Source organism: Micromonospora sp. NPDC047740 (assembly GCF_043204735.1).
GTDB lineage: Bacteria > Actinomycetota > Actinomycetes > Mycobacteriales > Micromonosporaceae > Micromonospora.
This window is the reverse complement of the sequence record NZ_JBIDCT010000009.1, coordinates 313912-330991: the sequence shown is the minus strand read 5'-3', so window position 1 is coordinate 330991 and position 17080 is coordinate 313912. Positions and strand designations below refer to the sequence as shown.

22 protein-coding genes are annotated in these 17080 nt (G+C 72.7%); 11 read left to right on the top strand and 11 right to left on the bottom strand.

Going from position 1 to position 17080, the window contains the following annotated elements:
• Window positions 1–298: 298 nt before the first annotated feature.
• The 6 genes from ACGF4F_RS19410 to ACGF4F_RS19385 form a co-directional block, all read right to left on the bottom strand.
• Window positions 299–871, bottom strand: coding sequence for a TIGR03086 family metal-binding protein (locus ACGF4F_RS19410; RefSeq protein WP_357434509.1), 573 nt, complete (start codon window positions 869–871; stop codon window positions 299–301).
• The gene (locus ACGF4F_RS19405; RefSeq protein ID WP_393078933.1) at window positions 858–1340 is read right to left on the bottom strand and encodes an SRPBCC family protein; all 483 of its coding nucleotides are present in this window, start codon (window positions 1338–1340) and stop codon (window positions 858–860) included. The genes ACGF4F_RS19410 and ACGF4F_RS19405 overlap by 14 nt, the downstream gene beginning before the upstream one ends.
• Window positions 1273–1683, bottom strand: coding sequence for an ArsR/SmtB family transcription factor (locus ACGF4F_RS19400; RefSeq protein WP_393078964.1), 411 nt, complete (start codon window positions 1681–1683; stop codon window positions 1273–1275). The genes ACGF4F_RS19405 and ACGF4F_RS19400 overlap by 68 nt, the downstream gene beginning before the upstream one ends.
• 141 nt (window positions 1684–1824) lie before the next feature.
• Window positions 1825–2316, bottom strand: a complete 492-nt coding sequence (locus ACGF4F_RS19395) for a GNAT family N-acetyltransferase (protein ID WP_393078930.1) — start codon at window positions 2314–2316, stop codon at window positions 1825–1827.
• 40 nt (window positions 2317–2356) lie between these two features.
• Window positions 2357–2740: a VOC family protein gene (locus ACGF4F_RS19390; protein ID WP_357434513.1), complete on the bottom strand. Its 384-nt coding sequence runs from the start codon at window positions 2738–2740 to the stop codon at window positions 2357–2359.
• On the bottom strand, window positions 2737–3096 hold the full coding sequence (locus ACGF4F_RS19385) for a DUF1801 domain-containing protein (RefSeq protein WP_393078927.1): 360 nt from the start codon (window positions 3094–3096) through the stop codon (window positions 2737–2739). The genes ACGF4F_RS19390 and ACGF4F_RS19385 overlap by 4 nt, the downstream gene beginning before the upstream one ends.
• Window positions 3097–3205: 109 nt before the next feature.
• Here ACGF4F_RS19385 and ACGF4F_RS19380 point away from each other — a divergent pair, with 109 nt between their 5' ends.
• The 3 genes from ACGF4F_RS19380 (at window position 3206) to ACGF4F_RS19370 (ending at window position 6266) form a co-directional block, all read left to right on the top strand.
• Complete coding sequence (locus tag ACGF4F_RS19380) at window positions 3206–4099, top strand: LysR family transcriptional regulator (RefSeq protein WP_393078961.1); 894 nt, start codon at window positions 3206–3208, stop codon at window positions 4097–4099.
• Window positions 4100–4273: 174 nt separating this feature from the next.
• Window positions 4274–5329, top strand: a complete 1056-nt coding sequence (locus tag ACGF4F_RS19375) for a MerR family transcriptional regulator (RefSeq protein WP_393078924.1) — start codon at window positions 4274–4276, stop codon at window positions 5327–5329.
• Window positions 5330–5387: 58 nt separating this feature from the next.
• On the top strand, window positions 5388–6266 hold the full coding sequence (locus ACGF4F_RS19370) for an LLM class flavin-dependent oxidoreductase (RefSeq protein WP_357434517.1): 879 nt from the start codon (window positions 5388–5390) through the stop codon (window positions 6264–6266).
• A gap of 12 nt (window positions 6267–6278) precedes the next feature.
• Here the strand turns inward: ACGF4F_RS19370 and ACGF4F_RS19365 are convergent, their stop codons facing one another.
• The 3 genes from ACGF4F_RS19365 to ACGF4F_RS19355 all read right to left on the bottom strand — a co-directional run bounded on the left by ACGF4F_RS19365 (window position 6279) and on the right by ACGF4F_RS19355 (window position 8423).
• Window positions 6279–6713 (bottom strand): ASCH domain-containing protein, encoded by a 435-nt coding sequence (locus tag ACGF4F_RS19365; RefSeq protein ID WP_393078921.1) that lies wholly within the window; start codon window positions 6711–6713, stop codon window positions 6279–6281.
• A 102-nt stretch (window positions 6714–6815) separates the two neighbouring features.
• Window positions 6816–7835, bottom strand: a complete 1020-nt coding sequence (locus tag ACGF4F_RS19360; protein ID WP_393078918.1) for a hypothetical protein — start codon at window positions 7833–7835, stop codon at window positions 6816–6818.
• A 48-nt stretch (window positions 7836–7883) separates the two neighbouring features.
• Window positions 7884–8423, bottom strand: coding sequence for a phosphoribosyltransferase (locus ACGF4F_RS19355; protein WP_393078915.1), 540 nt, complete (start codon window positions 8421–8423; stop codon window positions 7884–7886).
• Between the two features lie 206 nt (window positions 8424–8629).
• Between ACGF4F_RS19355 and ACGF4F_RS19350 the strand changes: the two genes are divergently transcribed.
• From ACGF4F_RS19350 to ACGF4F_RS19335, 4 genes are all read left to right on the top strand, one after another.
• Window positions 8630–9277: a septal ring lytic transglycosylase RlpA family protein gene (locus ACGF4F_RS19350; protein WP_357434521.1), complete on the top strand. Its 648-nt coding sequence runs from the start codon at window positions 8630–8632 to the stop codon at window positions 9275–9277.
• Between the two features lie 100 nt (window positions 9278–9377).
• Window positions 9378–10505 carry a PP2C family protein-serine/threonine phosphatase gene (locus tag ACGF4F_RS19345; RefSeq protein ID WP_357434522.1) on the top strand — a complete coding sequence of 376 codons (1128 nt, stop codon included), beginning with the start codon at window positions 9378–9380 and terminating at the stop codon, window positions 10503–10505.
• Window positions 10506–10698: 193 nt separating this feature from the next.
• A complete protein-coding gene (locus ACGF4F_RS19340) occupies window positions 10699–12555 on the top strand; it encodes an acyl-CoA dehydrogenase (protein WP_357434523.1) in 1857 nt (618 codons plus the stop codon).
• Between the two features lie 173 nt (window positions 12556–12728).
• Window positions 12729–12998, top strand: coding sequence for a DUF6458 family protein (locus tag ACGF4F_RS19335; RefSeq protein WP_073835076.1), 270 nt, complete (start codon window positions 12729–12731; stop codon window positions 12996–12998).
• A 76-nt stretch (window positions 12999–13074) separates the two neighbouring features.
• Here the strand turns inward: ACGF4F_RS19335 and ACGF4F_RS19330 are convergent, their stop codons facing one another.
• A complete protein-coding gene (locus ACGF4F_RS19330) occupies window positions 13075–13611 on the bottom strand; it encodes a histidine phosphatase family protein (RefSeq protein WP_357434524.1) in 537 nt (178 codons plus the stop codon).
• A gap of 115 nt (window positions 13612–13726) precedes the next feature.
• Between ACGF4F_RS19330 and ACGF4F_RS19325 the strand changes: the two genes are divergently transcribed.
• Window positions 13727–14014 (top strand): DUF6458 family protein, encoded by a 288-nt coding sequence (locus tag ACGF4F_RS19325; RefSeq protein WP_073835074.1) that lies wholly within the window; start codon window positions 13727–13729, stop codon window positions 14012–14014.
• A gap of 91 nt (window positions 14015–14105) precedes the next feature.
• Here ACGF4F_RS19325 and ACGF4F_RS19320 read toward each other — a convergent pair whose 3' ends face one another.
• Complete coding sequence (locus ACGF4F_RS19320; protein WP_357434525.1) at window positions 14106–14783, bottom strand: hemolysin III family protein; 678 nt, start codon at window positions 14781–14783, stop codon at window positions 14106–14108.
• Between the two features lie 106 nt (window positions 14784–14889).
• On the opposite strand from ACGF4F_RS19320, the gene ACGF4F_RS19315 reads away from it, so the two are divergent.
• Genes ACGF4F_RS19315 through ACGF4F_RS19305 form a run of 3 tightly spaced genes read left to right on the top strand, consistent with a single transcriptional unit; the run spans window position 14890 to window position 17073 of the window.
• The gene (locus tag ACGF4F_RS19315; RefSeq protein ID WP_357434526.1) at window positions 14890–15495 is read left to right on the top strand and encodes an allophanate hydrolase subunit 1; all 606 of its coding nucleotides are present in this window, start codon (window positions 14890–14892) and stop codon (window positions 15493–15495) included.
• Window positions 15492–16340, top strand: coding sequence for a biotin-dependent carboxyltransferase family protein (locus ACGF4F_RS19310; protein WP_357434527.1), 849 nt, complete (start codon window positions 15492–15494; stop codon window positions 16338–16340). Before ACGF4F_RS19315 ends, ACGF4F_RS19310 begins: the two co-directional genes overlap by 4 nt.
• The gene (locus ACGF4F_RS19305; RefSeq protein WP_357434528.1) at window positions 16324–17073 is read left to right on the top strand and encodes a 5-oxoprolinase subunit PxpA; all 750 of its coding nucleotides are present in this window, start codon (window positions 16324–16326) and stop codon (window positions 17071–17073) included. The genes ACGF4F_RS19310 and ACGF4F_RS19305 overlap by 17 nt, the downstream gene beginning before the upstream one ends.
• Window positions 17074–17080: the final 7 nt, after the last annotated feature.

Sequence of the window (17080 nt, the reverse complement as noted above, 5' to 3'; positions counted from 1 at the left end):
ATAAACAGCGCCGGGCCCGCAACCTCGCCGCCCAACTCCAGGCCGTCACTGGTCAACAGATCACCATCCGCGACGGCAAAGCCGTCATCGCCGAAACCAAAGCCGCCTGACCCCACCCACCCAAACCCGGCTCCGCTGCGCTGCGCCGGGGGCTGCCGCCTGCCCACTCACCGTTGGATTTTCGGGTCTGACAGTGCGGTTCGATTCCCGTCACCCGCTCCAACCGAAAGGCCCTGGCCGGGACGACAGTCCCAGCGAGGGCCTTCGACGTTGTCCAGTCGAGTCAGGGGCGCCTGGCTCACCGCCCCGGCCAGAACGGATCCCGGCCGATGAACCCCATCAGTCTGGTCTGGGTATCCGCATCGCCGGGTACCTCGACCCGGGTGCCGAACTGGCCGGACGAGCGGAGAACCTGCTCCATCTGCTCCATCTGGCCGAGGAGTTGAGCACAGAAGTCGGGGTCCAGCCGATCGTCCTGGCCGGTGGCCCTGGAGAGATCCCAGGTGTGCATGAACACGTCAGCCGTGTAGAACTGGTCGATCGCGTTCTGCAGCGGCATGTGGCCGATGTGCGGGTTGGTGAGTTTCCGGTGCGCCGTCTCCGGATCGTCCAGCACCGCCTGCACACCGTCGCAGTGAACCTGCCACGCGGCGACCGGGTTCTCGTCCACCGACGGTCCGTGGGGCAGTTCGATGCCGGCACCGGAGGCAAGAAAGCCGGAGCACCATTCGGTCAGGTGACGTACGACGTCGCGGGCGGTCCAGCCGGCGACCGGGGATGGCACGTCCCAGGACCGGGTACCGCGGACCCGGTCGGTGAAGAGCCCGGCAACCTGCCGGTGTCGCTCGGCTGGGCGGTCAGACAGCGCCATTGATCAGCATCCTGTCCAGCTTCGCGTAGCCCTCGTTGATACCGACCTCCATGCCGCTGCGCAGCCACGCATCGCGGCCTTCGAAGCTGTCGACCAGCGACTGCGTCCGCAGCCGCGTACGGCCGTCGCCCAGGTCCTCGAACCACAACGTCTCCAGCGCCACTCCGTCGGGATCGCCCTCGAAGGTGAAGGTCTGCACGATCCGGTCCGGCCGCACCTCATGGAAGCTGCCGTGGAACCGGTATTCGGTGCCGTCGCGTACCGAGGCGTACCGCCAACTGCCGCCGGTGCACGCGTTCCAGTGCTCGATCCGGGTGGCCATGGCGTTGGGACCGACCCACTGGGCGAACAGCGCGGGATCGGTGTGGGCGCGGAACAGTTGCTCGGGCGTTGCCGCGAAGTCACGAGTCGTCCGGATGACCGGCAGCCTCGGATCGGCTTCGATGACTGTCTCCGTGATCCTGTTCATGCTCGTCTCTCTTCATCTCCGCGAGGATGGCGTCAAGGCGGCGATAGCGCTGCTCGACGCGGCTCCGGTGGCGCTCGATCCAGGTGTCCATCAGGTCGAAGGCCTGGGCCTCCAGGCGCACCGGCCGGGGCTGCGGCCCTCGCGGTCGGCTCACGAGCCCGGCGTCCTCCAGCACCCGCAGGTGCTTGTAGACGGCCTGCAGCGTCATCCGGTACGGCTCGGCCAACTGGCTTACGGTCGCGTCGCCCTCGGAGAGCCGGGCGACCATGTCGCGCCGGGTCGGATCGGCGAGAGCGGCGAAGGCTCGGGACAGCGCGTCCGTGGTCGTCCCCCTCAGTTTCAACCCAATGGTTGAAAGGTAGATCGGAAGTCGCCCACTCGTCAACCCTGTGGTTGAAAGTGCTGCTCATCCTGTACGTCAGCCGAGGCGACACGCAGGCAGGCCGCGCCGGTCCGGCCCCGGCCCGCTGGCGGCCTCCGGCGCTCAGGCGGGGGCGGTCAGGTCGCGGACGTGCCGGAGGCCGGGCTTGTCGTTGAGCAGCACCTCGCCCGCCGGGACGAACCCGGTACGCCGGAGCACCGCGAGCGACGCCGGGTTCGCCAGCGCGGCGGAGGCGACCAGCCGGCGCAGCCCGTACTCGTCGCGGGCCAGCTCGCAGACCTGGCGGACGCCGCCCTGCGCCACGCCCCGGCCGGTCGCCCGTTCGGCCACCCGGTAGCCCAGCTCGGCGCTGCCGTCGGCGACGTCCACCAGGTTGAACCGCCCCAGCACGGTGCCGTCGTCGTCGACCAGGACGTGGAACTGGCACCGCCCGGTGGCCTGCTCCGCGAGCAGCGCCGCGTGCCGGGCGCTGAACTCCCTGAAGTAGTCGTCGCCCCGGTCCGGCACGGTCCGCGCGAAGTACGCCCGGTTCTCCCGCTCGAAACGGAGCAGCGCGGGAGCATGGTGGACGTCGAGTCGCTGGAGTTGAGGCATCGCGCCACGCTAACGGACAGCCGCCCGCCGGCCCCGACGGCTACTGCGGGTAGCAGCGCAGCTCGACGGTGTTGCCGTCCGGGTCGCTTACGTAGATCGAGGTGCCGGTGCCCCGGGCGCCGAAGCGTGGCACCGGCCCGGTCAGCACGGTGAACGCGCCGGAGTCGAGCACCGCCGACCAGTCGACGGGCTCCACCACCAGGCAGATGTGGTCGACGTTCGACCCGGTCGGCTCACCGCGTACCAGGTCGATGATCGTCTCGGGGCTGACGCGTACCGAGGGGAAGGGCGCCTCGCCGGCCCGCCAGCGGTCGACCCGTACCGGCGCCAGGCCGAGGGTGCCGCAGTAGAAGTCGAGCGAGCGTTCCACGTCCGCGACCGTGAGGACCAGGTGGTCGAAGGCCGTCACCCGCACCGCGCTCACTGCGCCCCCTCCAGGGCGTACGCCTGCCGGAGCCAGCCGGCGAACAGGTCCGGGTCGATCTCGTCGATGGTCCGGAGCTTGACCGAGGCCATCCGCCGCGCGCCCGGAGTGAGCCGGCCGGAGGTGTCCGCCACGTCCTGCCCCCTCCACAGCCCGAAGGTGACGTACGACGGGTACGCCTTGACCAGGCAGACCGGCGTCTTCCCCGGCCGGTCGCCGAGGCCCCAGACCGGGTGGCCGTGCCACATCGCGCCGCTGGCCTCGGGCAGCGCGGCGTCGATGACGGTACGGAGCTTCTCGGCGGTCTCGCGCAGCGGGGCGTCGAGGCCAGCCAGGTAGTCGGTGACGGGGTCCATCAGGTTCCTTTCCTCGAAGGGTCGTCCTCCACCCTCGTCCGGACGCCGCCGCCGACCAAGCCGCGATCGGACTACGATCGTTGACCCGGGTTCAACGATGGGAGTGGGTGTGCTGGAGCGGTACGAGATCGAGACGTTCCTGACCCTTGCCGAGGAGCTGCACTTCGGGCGTACCGCCGAGCGGCTGCGGGTGACCACGGGACGGATCAGTCACGTGATCCGGAAGCTCGAACGCCGGATCGGCGCGCCGCTCTTCGAGCGCACCAGCCGGGTCGTCCGGCTCACCCCGATCGGCGCCCGCCTCGCCGAGGAACTGCGCCCGCTGGTGGCCGGCATGGAGGACGCCGTCCGGCGGGCCGTCGAGGCCGGGCGTGGCCTCTCCGGCGAGCTGCGGGTGGCCTTCGTCGGCGAGTCGACCGCGCCGGTGCTGCTGCGTGCCGTCAGCCTCTTCACCGAGCGTCACCCGGAGTGCGTGGTGCACGTCCACGAGGCGCCGCTGGCCACCACCCGGTCGAGCCTGCGGGACGGCACGGTCGACGTGCTCATCGCGTCGTACCCCTTCGACGGGATGGCGAACGGCCCGGCGCTGCTCCGCGAGCAGCGGGTGTTGGCGGTGGCTGCGGGCCACCCGCTGGCCGGCGAGGAGTCGGTGTCGCTGGAGGTGCTGGCCGAGCATCCGGTGGTGCAGTATCCGGCGGTGACCTCCGCCGAGTTCAAGCGGGACCGCACCCCGGAGCGCACCCCGTCCGGCCGGCCGGTGCCGAAGGGGCCGGTGGGCGACACCTTCTCCGAGATGCTGTCCCTGGTCGCGATGGGCCGGGGGGTGCTGCCGGTGGGTGCGGAGACCCGCCGCTACTATCCCCGGCCGGATCTGGCGTACGTGCCGATCCGCGACGCGCCGCCGATCCGCCGCGGGCCGGTGTGGCGGGAGAGCAACACCACGGCCCGGGTACGCGAGTTCGTCCGCGCCGCGGTCGACGCCAACCCCACGTCCGGCGACTGACGGTGTCAGACCCGCCTGGCAGCATCCCAGCCGTGCGGGACGAGATCCGGGCGCTGGTCGAGGCGCTGACGCCCGGCGACGAGCCGGCCAAACTCACCCCTTGACCTTGCCCTTGCGGCAAGCCCGAGCGTGGTCCGTGCCGGTCGCCGGGACCGGCACGAGGAGGATGCGTCCGTGGAGCTGCTGACCATCGGGGCGTTCGCCCGCGCGGCGCGGCTGACGCCGAAGGCGTTGCGGCTCTACGACGAACTGGGGCTGCTGCCGCCCGCCGCCGTCGACCCGCACTCGGGCTACCGCTACTACGCGCCGGCCCAGCTCGACCGGGCCCGGCTGATCGCCGCGCTGCGCCGGGCCGGGATGCCGCTCGCGGACATCCGGGCCGTCTGCGGCCTGCCACCCGACGCGGCGGCCGGGGCGGTCGACGCCTGGTGGCGCCGGGTCAGCGCCGACACCGCGGCCCGCGGACGCGTCGTCGCGCTCCTCGTCGACCAGCTCTCCGAGAGGGGCACCACCATGTCCGAACCCACCCTCCGGTACGCCGTCCGCTGCGAAACGGGCGCGGTCCGGGACTCCAACGAGGACACCGCGTACGCCAGTGCGACCCTGCTCGCCGTGGCGGACGGCATGCGCGGCCCAGGCGGGGCCGCCGCCAGCGCCGCCGCCGTGGACGCGCTCCGGCCGCTGGAACTCTCCGCCGCGCCGGCCGCCGAACTGCTCGCCACGCTGGCCGACGCGGTGGCCGCGGCCGACCGCAGGGTACGTGCCTCCGCCACCGACGGGCACCAGCCGGGCACCACGCTCACCGCGATTCTGCGGCGCGGCTCGCAGCTCGCCCTGGTGCACGTCGGGGACACCCGGGCGTACCTGCTGCGCGGGGGCGAACTGGTCCGGCTGACCCAGGACCACACGTACGTGCAGTCGCTGGTCGACCAGGGCCGGCTCAGCCCGGCCGAGGTCGCCGCACATCCGCAGCGGGCCCTGCTGGTGCGGGCACTGGGGACGGGTCCGCAGGTCGAGGCCGACCTGGCGCTGCGGACCGCGATTGCCGGTGACCGGTACCTGCTCTGCTCCGACGGGCTCTCCGCGGTGGTCGCCCCGGAGGCGCTGCACGCCGCGCTCGCCGGGGCGGACGGTCCGGAGACCGCCGTCGGGCGCCTGGTCGACCTCGCGTACGCGGCGGGCGCGCCGGACAATGTCGCCTGCGTGGTCGCCGACGTGGTGACGGCGTAGTACGGACCGGGTCGGCCGGTCCGCTCGGTCCGGCCGGCCAGGCCGTAACCTGGCGATCATGCGGATTGGCATCGTGATCCTGCCGGACCAGCGCTGGTCGGAGTCCCAGCGGCGCTGGCGGCAGGCGGACGAGTGGGGCTTCGACCACGCCTGGACGTACGACCACCTGGGCTGGCGGGATCTGGTCGACGGTCCCTGGTTCGACTCGATGACCACGCTGACCGCCGCCGCGACGGTGACCTCCCGGATCCGCCTGGGCACCCTGGTCGCCTCGCCGAACTTCCGGCACCCGGCGGCGTTCGCCCGGCAGGTGACCACCGTGGACGACGTCTCCGGCGGCCGGCTGCTGCTCGGCATCGGCGCGGGCGGCATCGGGTTCGACGCCACCGTGCTCGGCGGGGAGACCCTGCCGCCCCGGCAGCGGGTCGACCGGTTCGCCGAGTTCACCGAGCTGCTGGACCTGATCCTGCGGGAGGACGGCACCAGCTGGCGGGGCGAGTGGTTCGCCGCCGTGGACGCGCGGAACAATCCCGGCTGTGTCCAGCAGCCTCGGGTGCCGTTCGTGGTCGCCGCGAACGGGCCCCGGTCGATGCGCCTGGTCGCCCGGTTCGGGCAGGGGTGGGTGACCACCGGGCTCGGCGGTGACGACCTGGAGAGCTGGTGGTCGTCGGTCGCGGACCTCGCCGGCCGGATGGACGAGGCCCTGGAGCGGGCCGGCCGGGACCTGGCCACCCTGGACCGTTACCTGTCGCTGGACTCGGCGCCGGTCTTCTCGCTCCGCAGCGCGGACTTCTTCGCCGAGCAGGTCGCGCGGGCCGGCCGGTTGGGCTTCACCGACGTGGTGACGCACTGGCCCCGGGCCAGCAGTTGGTACGCCGGCGACGAGGCGGTGCTGGTGGAGGCGGCCGGCCTGCTGCCCGAGCTGCGCCGGGTCTGATCCCCCGCGGGGTCAGGTGCCCAGGTCGCCGGTGCTGATGCCGCCGTCCCCGGCGGACACCAGCCGGAACCGGATGCAGACCACCTGGGAGTCGTCGTCGACCGTGAAGCCCTCCCGGGCCCAGTAGCGGCGGTGCCCCTCCCGCCACTCCTCGATCGACCGGTCACCCTCCCCTTCGGAGCGGGCGAAATCCCAGGACACGTCGGCGAAGCGGACCACCTCCATGCCGGTGACCTCGACGAGGCCGACCAGCGCGTCGTGGTCGTCGACCAGGACCAGCCGTTCACCGACGTGCTCCAGCTCCTCGTTCTCGTCGGCGTACTCGCTGGTCAGCAGGCCGGCGGTGGCGGTCTTCACGCCGGCCAGCACGAGGGTGTTGAGGTTGGTGCGCATCTCGCCGGGCGTGCCGAGGGCGAGCGTGCGAAGTCCACCGATGCGGGGCCACATCCTGCCGAGGCTACTGGCGGCACGGCGGCCCGTCGTGGGATTTCGTCCGCCCGACGCCAGCCTGCGGACAGGGCGGGCCCCGCACCGTCGTCGAGGGCTTCGTCAGATGAGCTGACCGGCGTAGCCGGCTGCCGCGAGGACCCGGGCGTCGCCGGTCGCCGCGTGCGCGTCCAGTACCGCGTCGGCCAGCTTCACCACGTGTGCGTCGCCGTGCCGGGCCGCCCGGGCGAACACCTCCGCCGGCCCTACCGGCGTGACCGCTGGTGGGGCGGTCGGCGCCGGTGGGGCGTACACCGAGGTCACGGCGGCCGTGGCCGACCAGGCCGCGGCGACGCTCGGCGCCCAGAGCGCCGGATCCAGAGCCGGCAGGGTACGCAGCACCGCGGTCGGCGCGGTCACCGCGTGCACCAGCATCACCGGGTTGCCGTGCCCGAACCGGAGGTAGTCCAGGCCCGCCCGGTGCACCAGCTCGGTGAGGGTCCGCTCGGCCTCCGCCGGGCCGTCCGGCGGGCGCAGCGCCGCCACCGCCCCGGGCCAGTCCGGTACGTCGGGCAGCCGGCCCAGCCGTTCCCGGATGCCGCCGCTCTGCTCGGGGATCCGGGGCACCCCGGCCAGCGCCGCCACCACGCCGGACCGGCCGGTGAGCGGGCCGGCCCCGGGCACCGGCTGCCAGCGTGCGGCCCAGTAGCCGAGCGCCTGGCCCAGCTCGGCGAGCCTTTCCTGGTTCACCCCGTCGGCGCGCAGCACCCGCACCGCGTGCCCGACCCGGATCACGCCGTGGGTGGCGCCCGCCGCGATGCCCGGCAGCAGCCGTGGCCACCAGGTGCCCAGCACCTCCCGCCAGGGGCGTTCACGCACCTCCCGGTCGAAGTGGGCGAGCCAGTCGCCGGCCCGCTTCGGGTCGCCGAGCGCGGTCGGCCAGTCGTCGATCGGCCGCAGTCCGCGGGGCCGCTCGTCCAGCTGGCGCAGGTAGTCGTCCAGCCAGCGGTGCACCCGTGCGCCGTGCCCGTGCCGGACCATCGCCTCGACCGCCATCGGGCCGTGGTTGGAGAGCCAGCCCTCGAACTCCGGGCCGGTGCGGTGCAGCCGTTGGTACGCCTCGTCCAGGATGCCGTCGTCCATGTGGCGATCCTCGACGTTCAACCGTGCTTGAGGTCAATACCGCGTCGCTCAGGGTAGCTGGGCCGGGCTGAGCAGCGTACGCAGCCGGAGCCGCTCGGCCACCTGCGGCGGGCAGGTCGCCACGACCGCGGCGGTGCCGACCGGCTCCGCCCCGCTGTCCCGGACCACCCGCTGGAGCGCGTCGAGCTGGGCGCCGGTGGCCACCCAGTCGTCGACGAGCAGCACCTGGTCACCGGGGCCGAGCCGGCGCGCGTCCACGCCGATTCGCAGTCGCCGGCCCCGGTAGTCCGGTGGCGTCTCGGCCCAGCGCATCGGGCCGACCCGCCGCCGCCCACCGTCCTGCTTGTACGCCGGCAGGAAGCCGGCGCCGGCGGCCACCGCCACCAGCGGGCCGAGCAGCAGCCCGGTCACCTCGGGGGCGATCACGACGGTGGGGCGGGTGTCCGGGAACAGGCCGGCCAGGGCCGGTCCGATGCCGGCCAGCACACCGGGATCCCGCCACCAGCCGGAGATGTCGCTGACCAGATGACTGCTGTCCGGGCCGGGGTCGACCCAGCGGAACAGCTCGACGAGGCGGCGGCTCAGCATGCCTCCCATCCTCGGGCACCGACGCCGGACGATGCGGCACCGGCCCCGGCCAGCGACCCTTCCTCCGTTCGGATGAGGAATGTTCACACGAGTGGATAGACGTATCGGGGTAAATACGGGCATAGCACCATGATCACGTTGACTTCGGAAGTACTTCTCTCGTTACGGTCCGAGCCGGTTTGCTCCGCTGACGAAAGGACCGCGCGGTGGCTGGTAGGCACCTCCGTACCCGCAAGTTCTCCTCGCCCGCCGGCATCGCCGCCACCGCGGCCGTCGGCGTGCTGCTCGCCGTCGGCGGCACCGTCGGCGCGGTGCGGCTCACCTCGGGCGAGCCCTCGGCCGGGCCCGCCGTCGCCGAGGCCCTGCCCAGCGCCGTCGTCCCCACCTCGGCGGCCTCGTCCCCGAGCGCGTCCGCCTCGCCGAGTGCCTCCGTATCGCCGAGCCTCAGCCCGTCGCCGAAGGCCACCCCCAGCCCGAAGGCGACCCGCACCAAGGCGGCCTCCCGGAGCCTGACCCGGACCGCGAGCCCGAAGCCCACCGCGAAGAAGACCACCCCCGCGCCGAAGGTGGTCGACAGCGGCTCCTGCGGAGCGTCCTTCTATGACGAGGGCCAGATGACCGCGAACGGGGAGACGTTCAACCCGAACGCCATGACCGCCGCGCACAAGACCCTGCCGTTCGACACCAAGGTACGGGTGACCAACCCGGCCAACGGCAAGTCTGTGGTCGTCCGGATCAACGACCGCGGCCCGTTCATCGCCGGCCGGTGCCTGGACCTGTCCCGCGCGGCCTTCGCGGCCATCGCCTCGACCGACCTCGGCGAGGTGACCGTCCGGTACGAGGTCCTCGGCTGACCGGGTGACCGACGGCGATCGTGCCGCCGGAGCGATCCGGCCGGGCAGAATACCGTCGGACGACGGGTCAGGTTCATTCACCCGTTCACCTCCATCAGGCATGCTGTCCGATGTACGCACGCAACCCTTCCAGTCGGGCCCCCGCCCGCTGAGCCCCGGATCCCGCGCCGGCCTCGGCGCGGCCCTCGGGCTGCTCGCAATCGTCTCCGCCGTGGAACTGGCGGACGGCCGGACTGCGCACTTCATCGCGCTGATGGCCGCCGCCCCGTTCCTCGCCGCCGCGCTGGCCTCCTGGCGGGTGGTGTTCGGGGCGGGTGTCCTCGGCACGGCGATCGGGGGGTCCTTCGCCCTCGCCGACCCGGCCATGTCCCTCGTCACGGCCGTCAACGTCGCGGGCATCGCGCTGGCCACCGCGATCGCCACCGCCGTGGCGGCGGCCCGCCAGCGCCAGTCGGAGCGGATCGCCGAGCTGTCCCGGCTCGCCTCGGTCGCGCAGCAGGCGGTGCTCCGGCCGCTCGGTCCGCAGGTGGGCACCCTCGCGGTCGCCGCCCGCTACATCTCCTCCACCGCCACCGCGGTGATCGGTGGCGATCTGTACGAGGTGATGGACACCCCGTACGGCGTCCGCATGATCATCGGCGACGTCCGTGGCAAGGGGCTGGACGCGGTCCGGCTGGCCAGCATCGTCCTCGGCTCCTACCGGCACGTGGCGTACGAGCGGGCGGACCTGCGCGCCGTGGTGACCGATCTGGACCGGGCGGTGGCCCGCAACGTGGGCGACGAGGACTTCGTCACCGCCGCGTTGGTCGAGGAGCGGGGCGGTACGCTCACCATCGTCAACTGTGGACATCCGCCACCGCTGCTGCTGCGTGGAGGTGCGGTGATCCCGCTCGAACCCCCCGCGCCGGCGCCCCCGCTCGGCTTCATGCCGGTGGTCCGACCCCGGGTGGAACGGCTCGAACCGGGCGACCGGCTGCTGCTCTTCACCGACGGGCTGGGCGAGGCCCGCCGGGACGGCGAGTTTTTCCCGACCGCCGACCGGGCGTGGCGGCTGCTCGGCCACGGCACGGTGGCCGACGGCCTGGCCTCGCTGGAGACCGCCCTGGTCGAGTGGGTGCACGGCCGGCTCGACGACGACATCGCGCTGGTCCTGATGGAATACGCCGGCCCGGCCAGCGGCGCGAAGGCGCCCGTGCCGAGCTGGGAGGTCGGCGCGGCGGAGAGCTGACGGTCCGCATCCTTCGTCGGCCGACGGGCTGCTCGTGCTGGTCGCGGGCGCACTGCTGCGCGAGTGGCCGCAGGCTGGACCGGGGGTGTGTAATCGCCGTCACTTCGGTGATCGGCTTGTCGCTGGCTACCGGTGAGTAATAGAGTCTCAGTTACTGATCGGTAATATCTGTCCGGAAGCGGGGCCAGCGAGCATGACCCACTACAAGAGCAACCTTCGGGACCTCGAGTTCAACCTGTTCGAGGTCTTCGGGGCGGACCGGACGTTCGGCCAGGAGCCGTACACGGACCTGGACGTCGACACCGCCCGCAGCTTCCTCTCCGAGGTCGACCGCCTGGCCCGCGAGGACCTGGCCGCCAGCTACTCGGACAGTGACCGCACGCCGCCGGTCTTCGACCCCGCGACGCACACCGCGCCGCTGCCGGAGTCGTTCAAGAAGTCCTACCAGGCGTTCATGGACTCGGAGTTCTGGCGTCTGGACCTCCCCGAGGCCCTCGGCGGCACCAACGCCCCGCGCGCGCTCTGGTGGTCGCTCGCCGAGCTGGTGCTCGGCGCCAACGCCCCGATCTGGATGTACGCCTCCGGCCCGTCCTTCGCGCACGTGCTGCACGTCGAGGGCACCGAGCAGCAGCGGAAGTGGGCCAAGCTCTTCATCGAGAAGCAGTGGGGCTCGACCATGGTGCTCACCGAGCCGGACGCCGGCTCGGACGTGGGGGCCGGTCGCACCCGGGCCATCCCGCAGCCGGACGGCTCGTGGCACATCGAGGGCGTCAAGCGCTTCATCACCTCGGGTGAGCACGACCTCTCCGACAACATCGTCCACTACGTGCTGGCCCGCCCGGTCGGCGTGGCGGGCGCCGGGGGCCCCGGCACCAAGGGCCTCTCGCTCTTCGTCGTGCCGAAGTACCACTTCGACGAGGAGACCGGCGAGCTGGGCGAGCGCAACGGCGTCTTCGCCACCAACGTCGAGCACAAGATGGGCCTGAAGGTCTCCAACACCTGCGAGATGACCTTCGGCGAGCACGGCGTTCCGGCCAAGGGCTGGCTGCTGGGCGACAAGCACGACGGCATCCGGCAGATGTTCATGATCATCGAGTACGCGCGAATGATGGTCGGCACCAAGGCCATCGCCACCCTCTCCACCGGCTACCTGAACGCCCTGGAGTACGCCAAGAACCGGGTGCAGGGCGCCGACCTGACCCGGTCGACCGACAAGACCGCCCCGCGGGTGACCATCACCCAGCACCCGGACGTGCGTCGCTCGCTGCTGCTGCAGAAGTCGTACGCCGAGGGCCTGCGGGCGCTGGTCTGCTACACGGCCGGCTGGCAGGACAAGGTCGCCATCGCCGAGGCGGCCGGCGACGAGCCGGCCACCAGGCTGGCCAAGCGGGTCAACGACCTGCTCCTGCCGCTGGTCAAGGGCGTCGGCTCGGAGCGGGCGTACGAGCTGCTCGGGCACGAGTCGCTGCAGACCTTCGGTGGCTCGGGCTTCCTCCAGGACTACCCACTGGAGCAGTACGTCCGGGATGCCAAGATCGACACCCTCTACGAGGGCACCACGGCGATCCAGAGCCTCGACCTGATCTTCCGGAAGATCGTCCGGGACAACGGCAAGGCCCTGCTGGCGGTCGCCGGTGAGATCCAGGAGTTCATCACCTCCGAGGCCGGCAACGGCCAGCTCAAGGAGGAGCGGCAGGCGCTCGGCAAGGCGCTTGCCGAGATCCAGAACATCCTCGGCGTGCTGACCGGCTGGCTGGGCGAGGCCCAGGGCGGGGACGCGCGGGCCCTCTACAAGGTCGGCCTGAGCAGCCGCCGGTTCCTGCTGGCGATCGGCGACCTGGTGGTCGGCTGGCTGCTGCAGAGGCAGGCCGACGTGGCCTTGAAGGCGCTGGGTGGCGAGGTCTCCGCCGCCGACAAGGCGTTCTACACCGGCAAGGTGGCCGCCGCCCGGTTCTTCGCCCGCGAGGTGCTGCCCCGCATCGGCGCCGACCGGCGGATCATCGAGGGTGCCGACCTGGAGATCATGGACCTCCCGGAGGAGGCGTTCTGATCCCCCGTGGGGTGATCCGACCGGTTCGACGACGGCGGCCGGTGAGCGGACAGCTCGCCGGCCGCCGCCGTTTGTTTCGCCGCCCGGCCGGTAGGCCGGCCGCCTGACGGGTAACCATCGCGGACCACGACAGGACACGCCCAAGAGCCATCGCACGGGGGAGTGCAGCGCACATGGGCATTGGAAGCGGAATCTTTCTCATCGCCGTCGGCGCGATCCTGACCTTCGCCATCCGGGCCAACGTCTGGTGGATCGACCTGCGTGCGGTCGGTTGGGTGCTGATCCTGGCCGGGCTGGCCGTCCTGCTCACCACGCTCTGGTTCTGGCAGGACCGGCGTAAGCGGGCCCGCACGCTGATCGTGGAGGAGAACCGGCTCTCCCACCCGACCGCGATGATGCCCCCGCCACCCGATCCGCCGCCGCCCACGGCGCCGCCGTCCTGACCTTGGGCCTGCGCAACCAATGCTGAGAGAGCCCCTTCTTCACCCGAGGCGTGACGAAGGGGCTCCTCCTTGCGCCTCAGCCCCGGGCGGTGTGGCGGGCGGTGATGGGTGCGCCGCCCGGTCCCAGGTTCGTCCAGCTGGTGGTCGGGCGGTGCACCGCCAGATCGGTGGTACGCAGCCCGTCCGGATCCGCCCCCGCTGGATCGAGCAGCGACGAGAGTAGCGAGATGCCCGGGTTGTGGGCGATCAGCAGGACCGTGCCGGTCTCCGGCGGGACCGCCCGGACCAGGGTCAGCAGATCCTCCGGCTGCCCCTCGTACGCGGTCGCCGCGTAGCGCACCACCGGCGCCGGGCCGGCCGGTCCGCCCTCCGGCGGGGAGCCCGTCATGCCCAGTGCCACCCCGTGCCAGGTCTGGCGGGTTCGCCGGGCCGTGGAGCAGATCACCACGTCGGGGAGGAGGGCGTGCCGGGCCAGCCAGGCTCCGGCGGCTGCGGCGTCGGCGTGCCCCCGCGCGGTCAGCGGGCGTTCCGCGTCCGGGACGTCCTGGGACTGTTCGGCCTTGGCGTGCCGGAGCAGCACCAACGTGCGCTCCTGGATCCTGCCCTCCGTCATGCGCTCAGCTTGCCTGATTCGCGATCGGACCGCCTGGGTAAGTCGATGGGTGCCGCTACCTCAGCCATGGCCGCGGCGGTAGGAAACGCCAGCAGAACGCCAAGGAGGCGACGTCATGGGCATCGGTGCCAGCATCTTCCTCATCGCGCTGGGCGCGATCTTCGCGTTCGCCATCGACGCCAACCTGGGATGGCTCAACTTGAACGTCGTGGGCTGGGTGCTCATGCTCGCCGGTGTCGTCGGGCTGCTCATCACGCTCTACTTCTGGAACAACCGCCGCCGTACGGTGGTCGCCCGGCCGGTGCGCGAGCGGGTTGTCGCCGAGCCCGTCGTGCCGGTGCAGGACGACCGGGTCGTGCGGGAGGAGTACCGCGAGGTGCGCCGCCCGGGCTACCCGGCCTGAGCCGTTCCGAGACCGTCGAGGGCTCCGCGCCGCGCCCGTGCGGGGCCCTCGCACGTTTCCGGGGCCGCCCGGGCCGGCCGGGCCACCGCGCTCAGGCGAACAGGGCGAAGTAGATCGCGATGTGGTGGCAGATCGCGGCGACCAGGGTGCAGGCGTGGAAGAACTCGTGGTGGCCGAAGACGGTCGGCCACGGGTTCGGCCGGCGCAGCGCGTAGAAGACCGCGCCGACGCTGTAGACGGCGCCGCCGACGATCAGCAGCACCAGGGCGGTGATCCCGCCGGCGTGCAGGATCTGCGGCAGCATCACCACCGCGACCCAACCGAGCGCGAGGTAGAGCGGCGCGGAGACCCAGCGCGGGGCGTGCGGCCAGATCATCTTGACCGCCACCCCGAACAGCGCTCCGCCCCACACCAGGGCGAGCATGATCTCGGCCGGACGTCGGTCGAGCAACAGCGCGCAGAACGGGGTGTACGTGCCGGCGATGAACACGAAGATCATCGAGTGGTCCATCCGGCGCATGATCTGGTAGCCGCGTTCGGACCACACTCGCCGGTGGTAGAGGGCGCTGGTGCCGAAGAGGCCGCACACCGTCAGGCTGTAGACAAGGCAGCTCAGCAGGGGTGCCCAGCCGGGACGGGCGGCCGCGATGGAGCAGAGCACGATGCCGCAGACGAGCGCGACGAAGAACGCGTAGGTGTGCAGCCAGCCGCGCATCCGGGGTTTACCGATGTCGACCGGCTTGAGCCGAAGCGGTGCGGAGGTGGTCACGCCAATAGGTTACGGCACCGTAGGTTACCTACAAGTAGTGCGTACCGTCCCGCCTCCTGAACGGCCGGCGGACCCCGGTGGACGGATGATCCGCGAGGATGACGGGATGCGGATCAGACCCGTCGGCGCACACGCCCTGCTGCTCGACTGCGACGACCCCGACCAGGTCCAGGCGTGGCGGGCCGAGCTGTGGCGCCGGCGGGCGGCAGGTGAACTCAGCGCCGTCGAGATCGTCCCCGCGGCGACCACGGTGCTGCTCGACGGCGTACCGGACCCGCAGGCGGCCACCGCGCGGATCGCCGGGTGGACCCCGCGGGCCGACGCCGTTCCGGCCGCCGCCGCCGAGGTCGAGGTCCCCACGGTGTACGACGGGGCCGACCTGCCGGCCGTCGCCGGGCACTGGGGCGTCGACGTGCCCGCCGTGGTGGACCGGCTACGGCGTACCGACTTCCGGGTGGCGTTCTGCGGGTTCGCGCCCGGGTTCGCGTACCTGACCGGGCTGCCGGCGGAGCTGGCCGTGCCCCGGCTGGCCACCCCGCGTACCCGGGTGCCGGCCGGGTCGATCGCGCTGGCCGGCCCGTACGCCGGGATCTACCCGACCGCCTCACCCGGCGGCTGGCTGCTGGTCGGGCGGACCGACCTGGTGCTCTTCGACGTGCACGCCGACCCGCCGGCCCGGCTCACCCCCGGCACCCGGGTCCGGCTCGCATGATCGAGGTGCTTCGGGCCGGTGCCCTCACCACCGTGCAGGACCAGGGCCGGCCCGGGTACGCCCACCTCGGCGTGCCCCGCTCCGGCGCGCTCGACCCGGCCGCACTGCGCCTGGCCAACCGGCTCGTCGGCAACCCGGAGACCGCCGCCGGACTGGAGATCACCCTGACCGGCTGCGCGCTCCGCGTCACCCGGGCCGTCACCGTGGCGCTCACCGGCGCCGAGGTGGACGTCCACGCCGACCGGAGGGCGGGCGACCTGGGCCGGCCGCTGTCCCTGCCCGCCGGGGCGGTGCTGCGGATCGGTCCCGCCCGCGCCGGGCTACGTACCTGGCTGGCCGTGTCCGGCGGGATCGACGTGCCGCCGGTGCTGGGTAGCCGCGCCACCGACACGCTCTCCGGCCTCGGCCCGCCCCCGGTACGCGACGGCGACCGGCTGCCCCTCGGCCGGCCCGCCGGCCACCCCGCCCCGGTGGACGTCATCGCCGGCCCGCCCCTCCCCGACGAGGTGCGGCTGGCCGTCCGCCCCGGCCCGCGGCACGACTGGTTCACCCCGGCCGCCCTCGACATGCTGTTCACCACCCCGTACGCGATCAGCCCGGCGAGCAACCGGGTCGGCGCGCGACTGGTCGGCGCGGCGCTGCCCCGCGCGGTGCCCGGCGAACTGCCCAGCGAGGGCCTCGTCCTCGGCGCGGTGCAGGTGCCGCCCGACGGCCAACCGCTGATCTTCCTGGCCGACCACCCGACCACCGGCGGCTACCCGGTGATCGGGGTGGTGGACGACGTGACGCCGCTCGCACAGGCCCGCCCAGGGACTACGGTGACGTTCCATGGACCTCAACGCTGACCTCGGCGAGGGATTCGGCATCTGGCGGCTCGGTGACGACGAGGCGCTGCTGGACCTGATCACCTCCGCCAACGTCGCCTGCGGCTTCCACGGCGGCGACCCGTCCACGATGCACCGGGTCTGCGCCGGGGCCGCCGACCGCGGGGTGGCGGTCGGCGCCCAGGTCGGCTACCGGGACCTCGCCGGCTTCGGCCGGCGGCACATCGCGTACGACTTCGCCGAGCTGCACGACGAGACGATCTACCAGCTCGGCGCGCTGGACGCCTTCTGCAAGCTGTTCCGCACCCGGGTGCGCTACCTCAAGCCGCACGGCGCGCTCTATCACGCGGCGGCCTGCGACGAGGCGCAGGCCGCCGCGCTCGTCGCCGCCGTCAGCCGGTACGACCGCGAGCTGCCGCTGCTCTGCCCGCCGGGCTCGGTGCTCGCCCAACTCGCCGTCGGCGCGGGCCTGCGCGTGGTGGCCGAGGGCTTCGCCGACCGCAACTACCTGCCCAACGGCTCGCTGGTGCCCCGGACCGCCGGCAACGCGCTGGTCAGCGACCCGGAGCAGGTGGCCGCCCGGGCCGTCCAGATGGCCACCGAGCGGACCGTGGTCGCGGTCGACGGCAGCGTCGTCCCGTGTGTGGTCGAGTCGATCTGCCTGCACGGGGACACCCCGGGCGCAGTGCGCTGCGCCGAGCTGGTCCGGGCCGCCCTCATCGACGCCGGGGTGCCCCTCCGCCCGTTCGCCTGATCCCCGT

Coding starts and splice junctions, on each gene's coding strand:
- ACGF4F_RS19410 (WP_357434509.1), bottom strand. CDS start 871: ATGGCGCTGTCTGACCGCCCAGCCGAGCGACACCGGCAGGTTGCCGGG.
- ACGF4F_RS19405 (WP_393078933.1), bottom strand. CDS start 1,340: ATGAACAGGATCACGGAGACAGTCATCGAAGCCGATCCGAGGCTGCCG.
- ACGF4F_RS19395 (WP_393078930.1), bottom strand. CDS start 2,316: ATGCCTCAACTCCAGCGACTCGACGTCCACCATGCTCCCGCGCTGCTC.
- ACGF4F_RS19385 (WP_393078927.1), bottom strand. CDS start 3,096: ATGGACCCCGTCACCGACTACCTGGCTGGCCTCGACGCCCCGCTGCGC.
- ACGF4F_RS19370 (WP_357434517.1), top strand. CDS start 5,388: ATGCGGATTGGCATCGTGATCCTGCCGGACCAGCGCTGGTCGGAGTCC.
- ACGF4F_RS19365 (WP_393078921.1), bottom strand. CDS start 6,713: ATGTGGCCCCGCATCGGTGGACTTCGCACGCTCGCCCTCGGCACGCCC.
- ACGF4F_RS19360 (WP_393078918.1), bottom strand. CDS start 7,835: ATGGACGACGGCATCCTGGACGAGGCGTACCAACGGCTGCACCGCACC.
- ACGF4F_RS19355 (WP_393078915.1), bottom strand. CDS start 8,423: ATGCTGAGCCGCCGCCTCGTCGAGCTGTTCCGCTGGGTCGACCCCGGC.
- ACGF4F_RS19345 (WP_357434522.1), top strand. CDS start 9,378: ATGCTGTCCGATGTACGCACGCAACCCTTCCAGTCGGGCCCCCGCCCG.
- ACGF4F_RS19340 (WP_357434523.1), top strand. CDS start 10,699: ATGACCCACTACAAGAGCAACCTTCGGGACCTCGAGTTCAACCTGTTC.
- ACGF4F_RS19335 (WP_073835076.1), top strand. CDS start 12,729: ATGGGCATTGGAAGCGGAATCTTTCTCATCGCCGTCGGCGCGATCCTG.
- ACGF4F_RS19330 (WP_357434524.1), bottom strand. CDS start 13,611: ATGACGGAGGGCAGGATCCAGGAGCGCACGTTGGTGCTGCTCCGGCAC.
- ACGF4F_RS19325 (WP_073835074.1), top strand. CDS start 13,727: ATGGGCATCGGTGCCAGCATCTTCCTCATCGCGCTGGGCGCGATCTTC.
- ACGF4F_RS19315 (WP_357434526.1), top strand. CDS start 14,890: ATGCGGATCAGACCCGTCGGCGCACACGCCCTGCTGCTCGACTGCGAC.
- ACGF4F_RS19310 (WP_357434527.1), top strand. CDS start 15,492: ATGATCGAGGTGCTTCGGGCCGGTGCCCTCACCACCGTGCAGGACCAG.
- ACGF4F_RS19305 (WP_357434528.1), top strand. CDS start 16,324: ATGGACCTCAACGCTGACCTCGGCGAGGGATTCGGCATCTGGCGGCTC.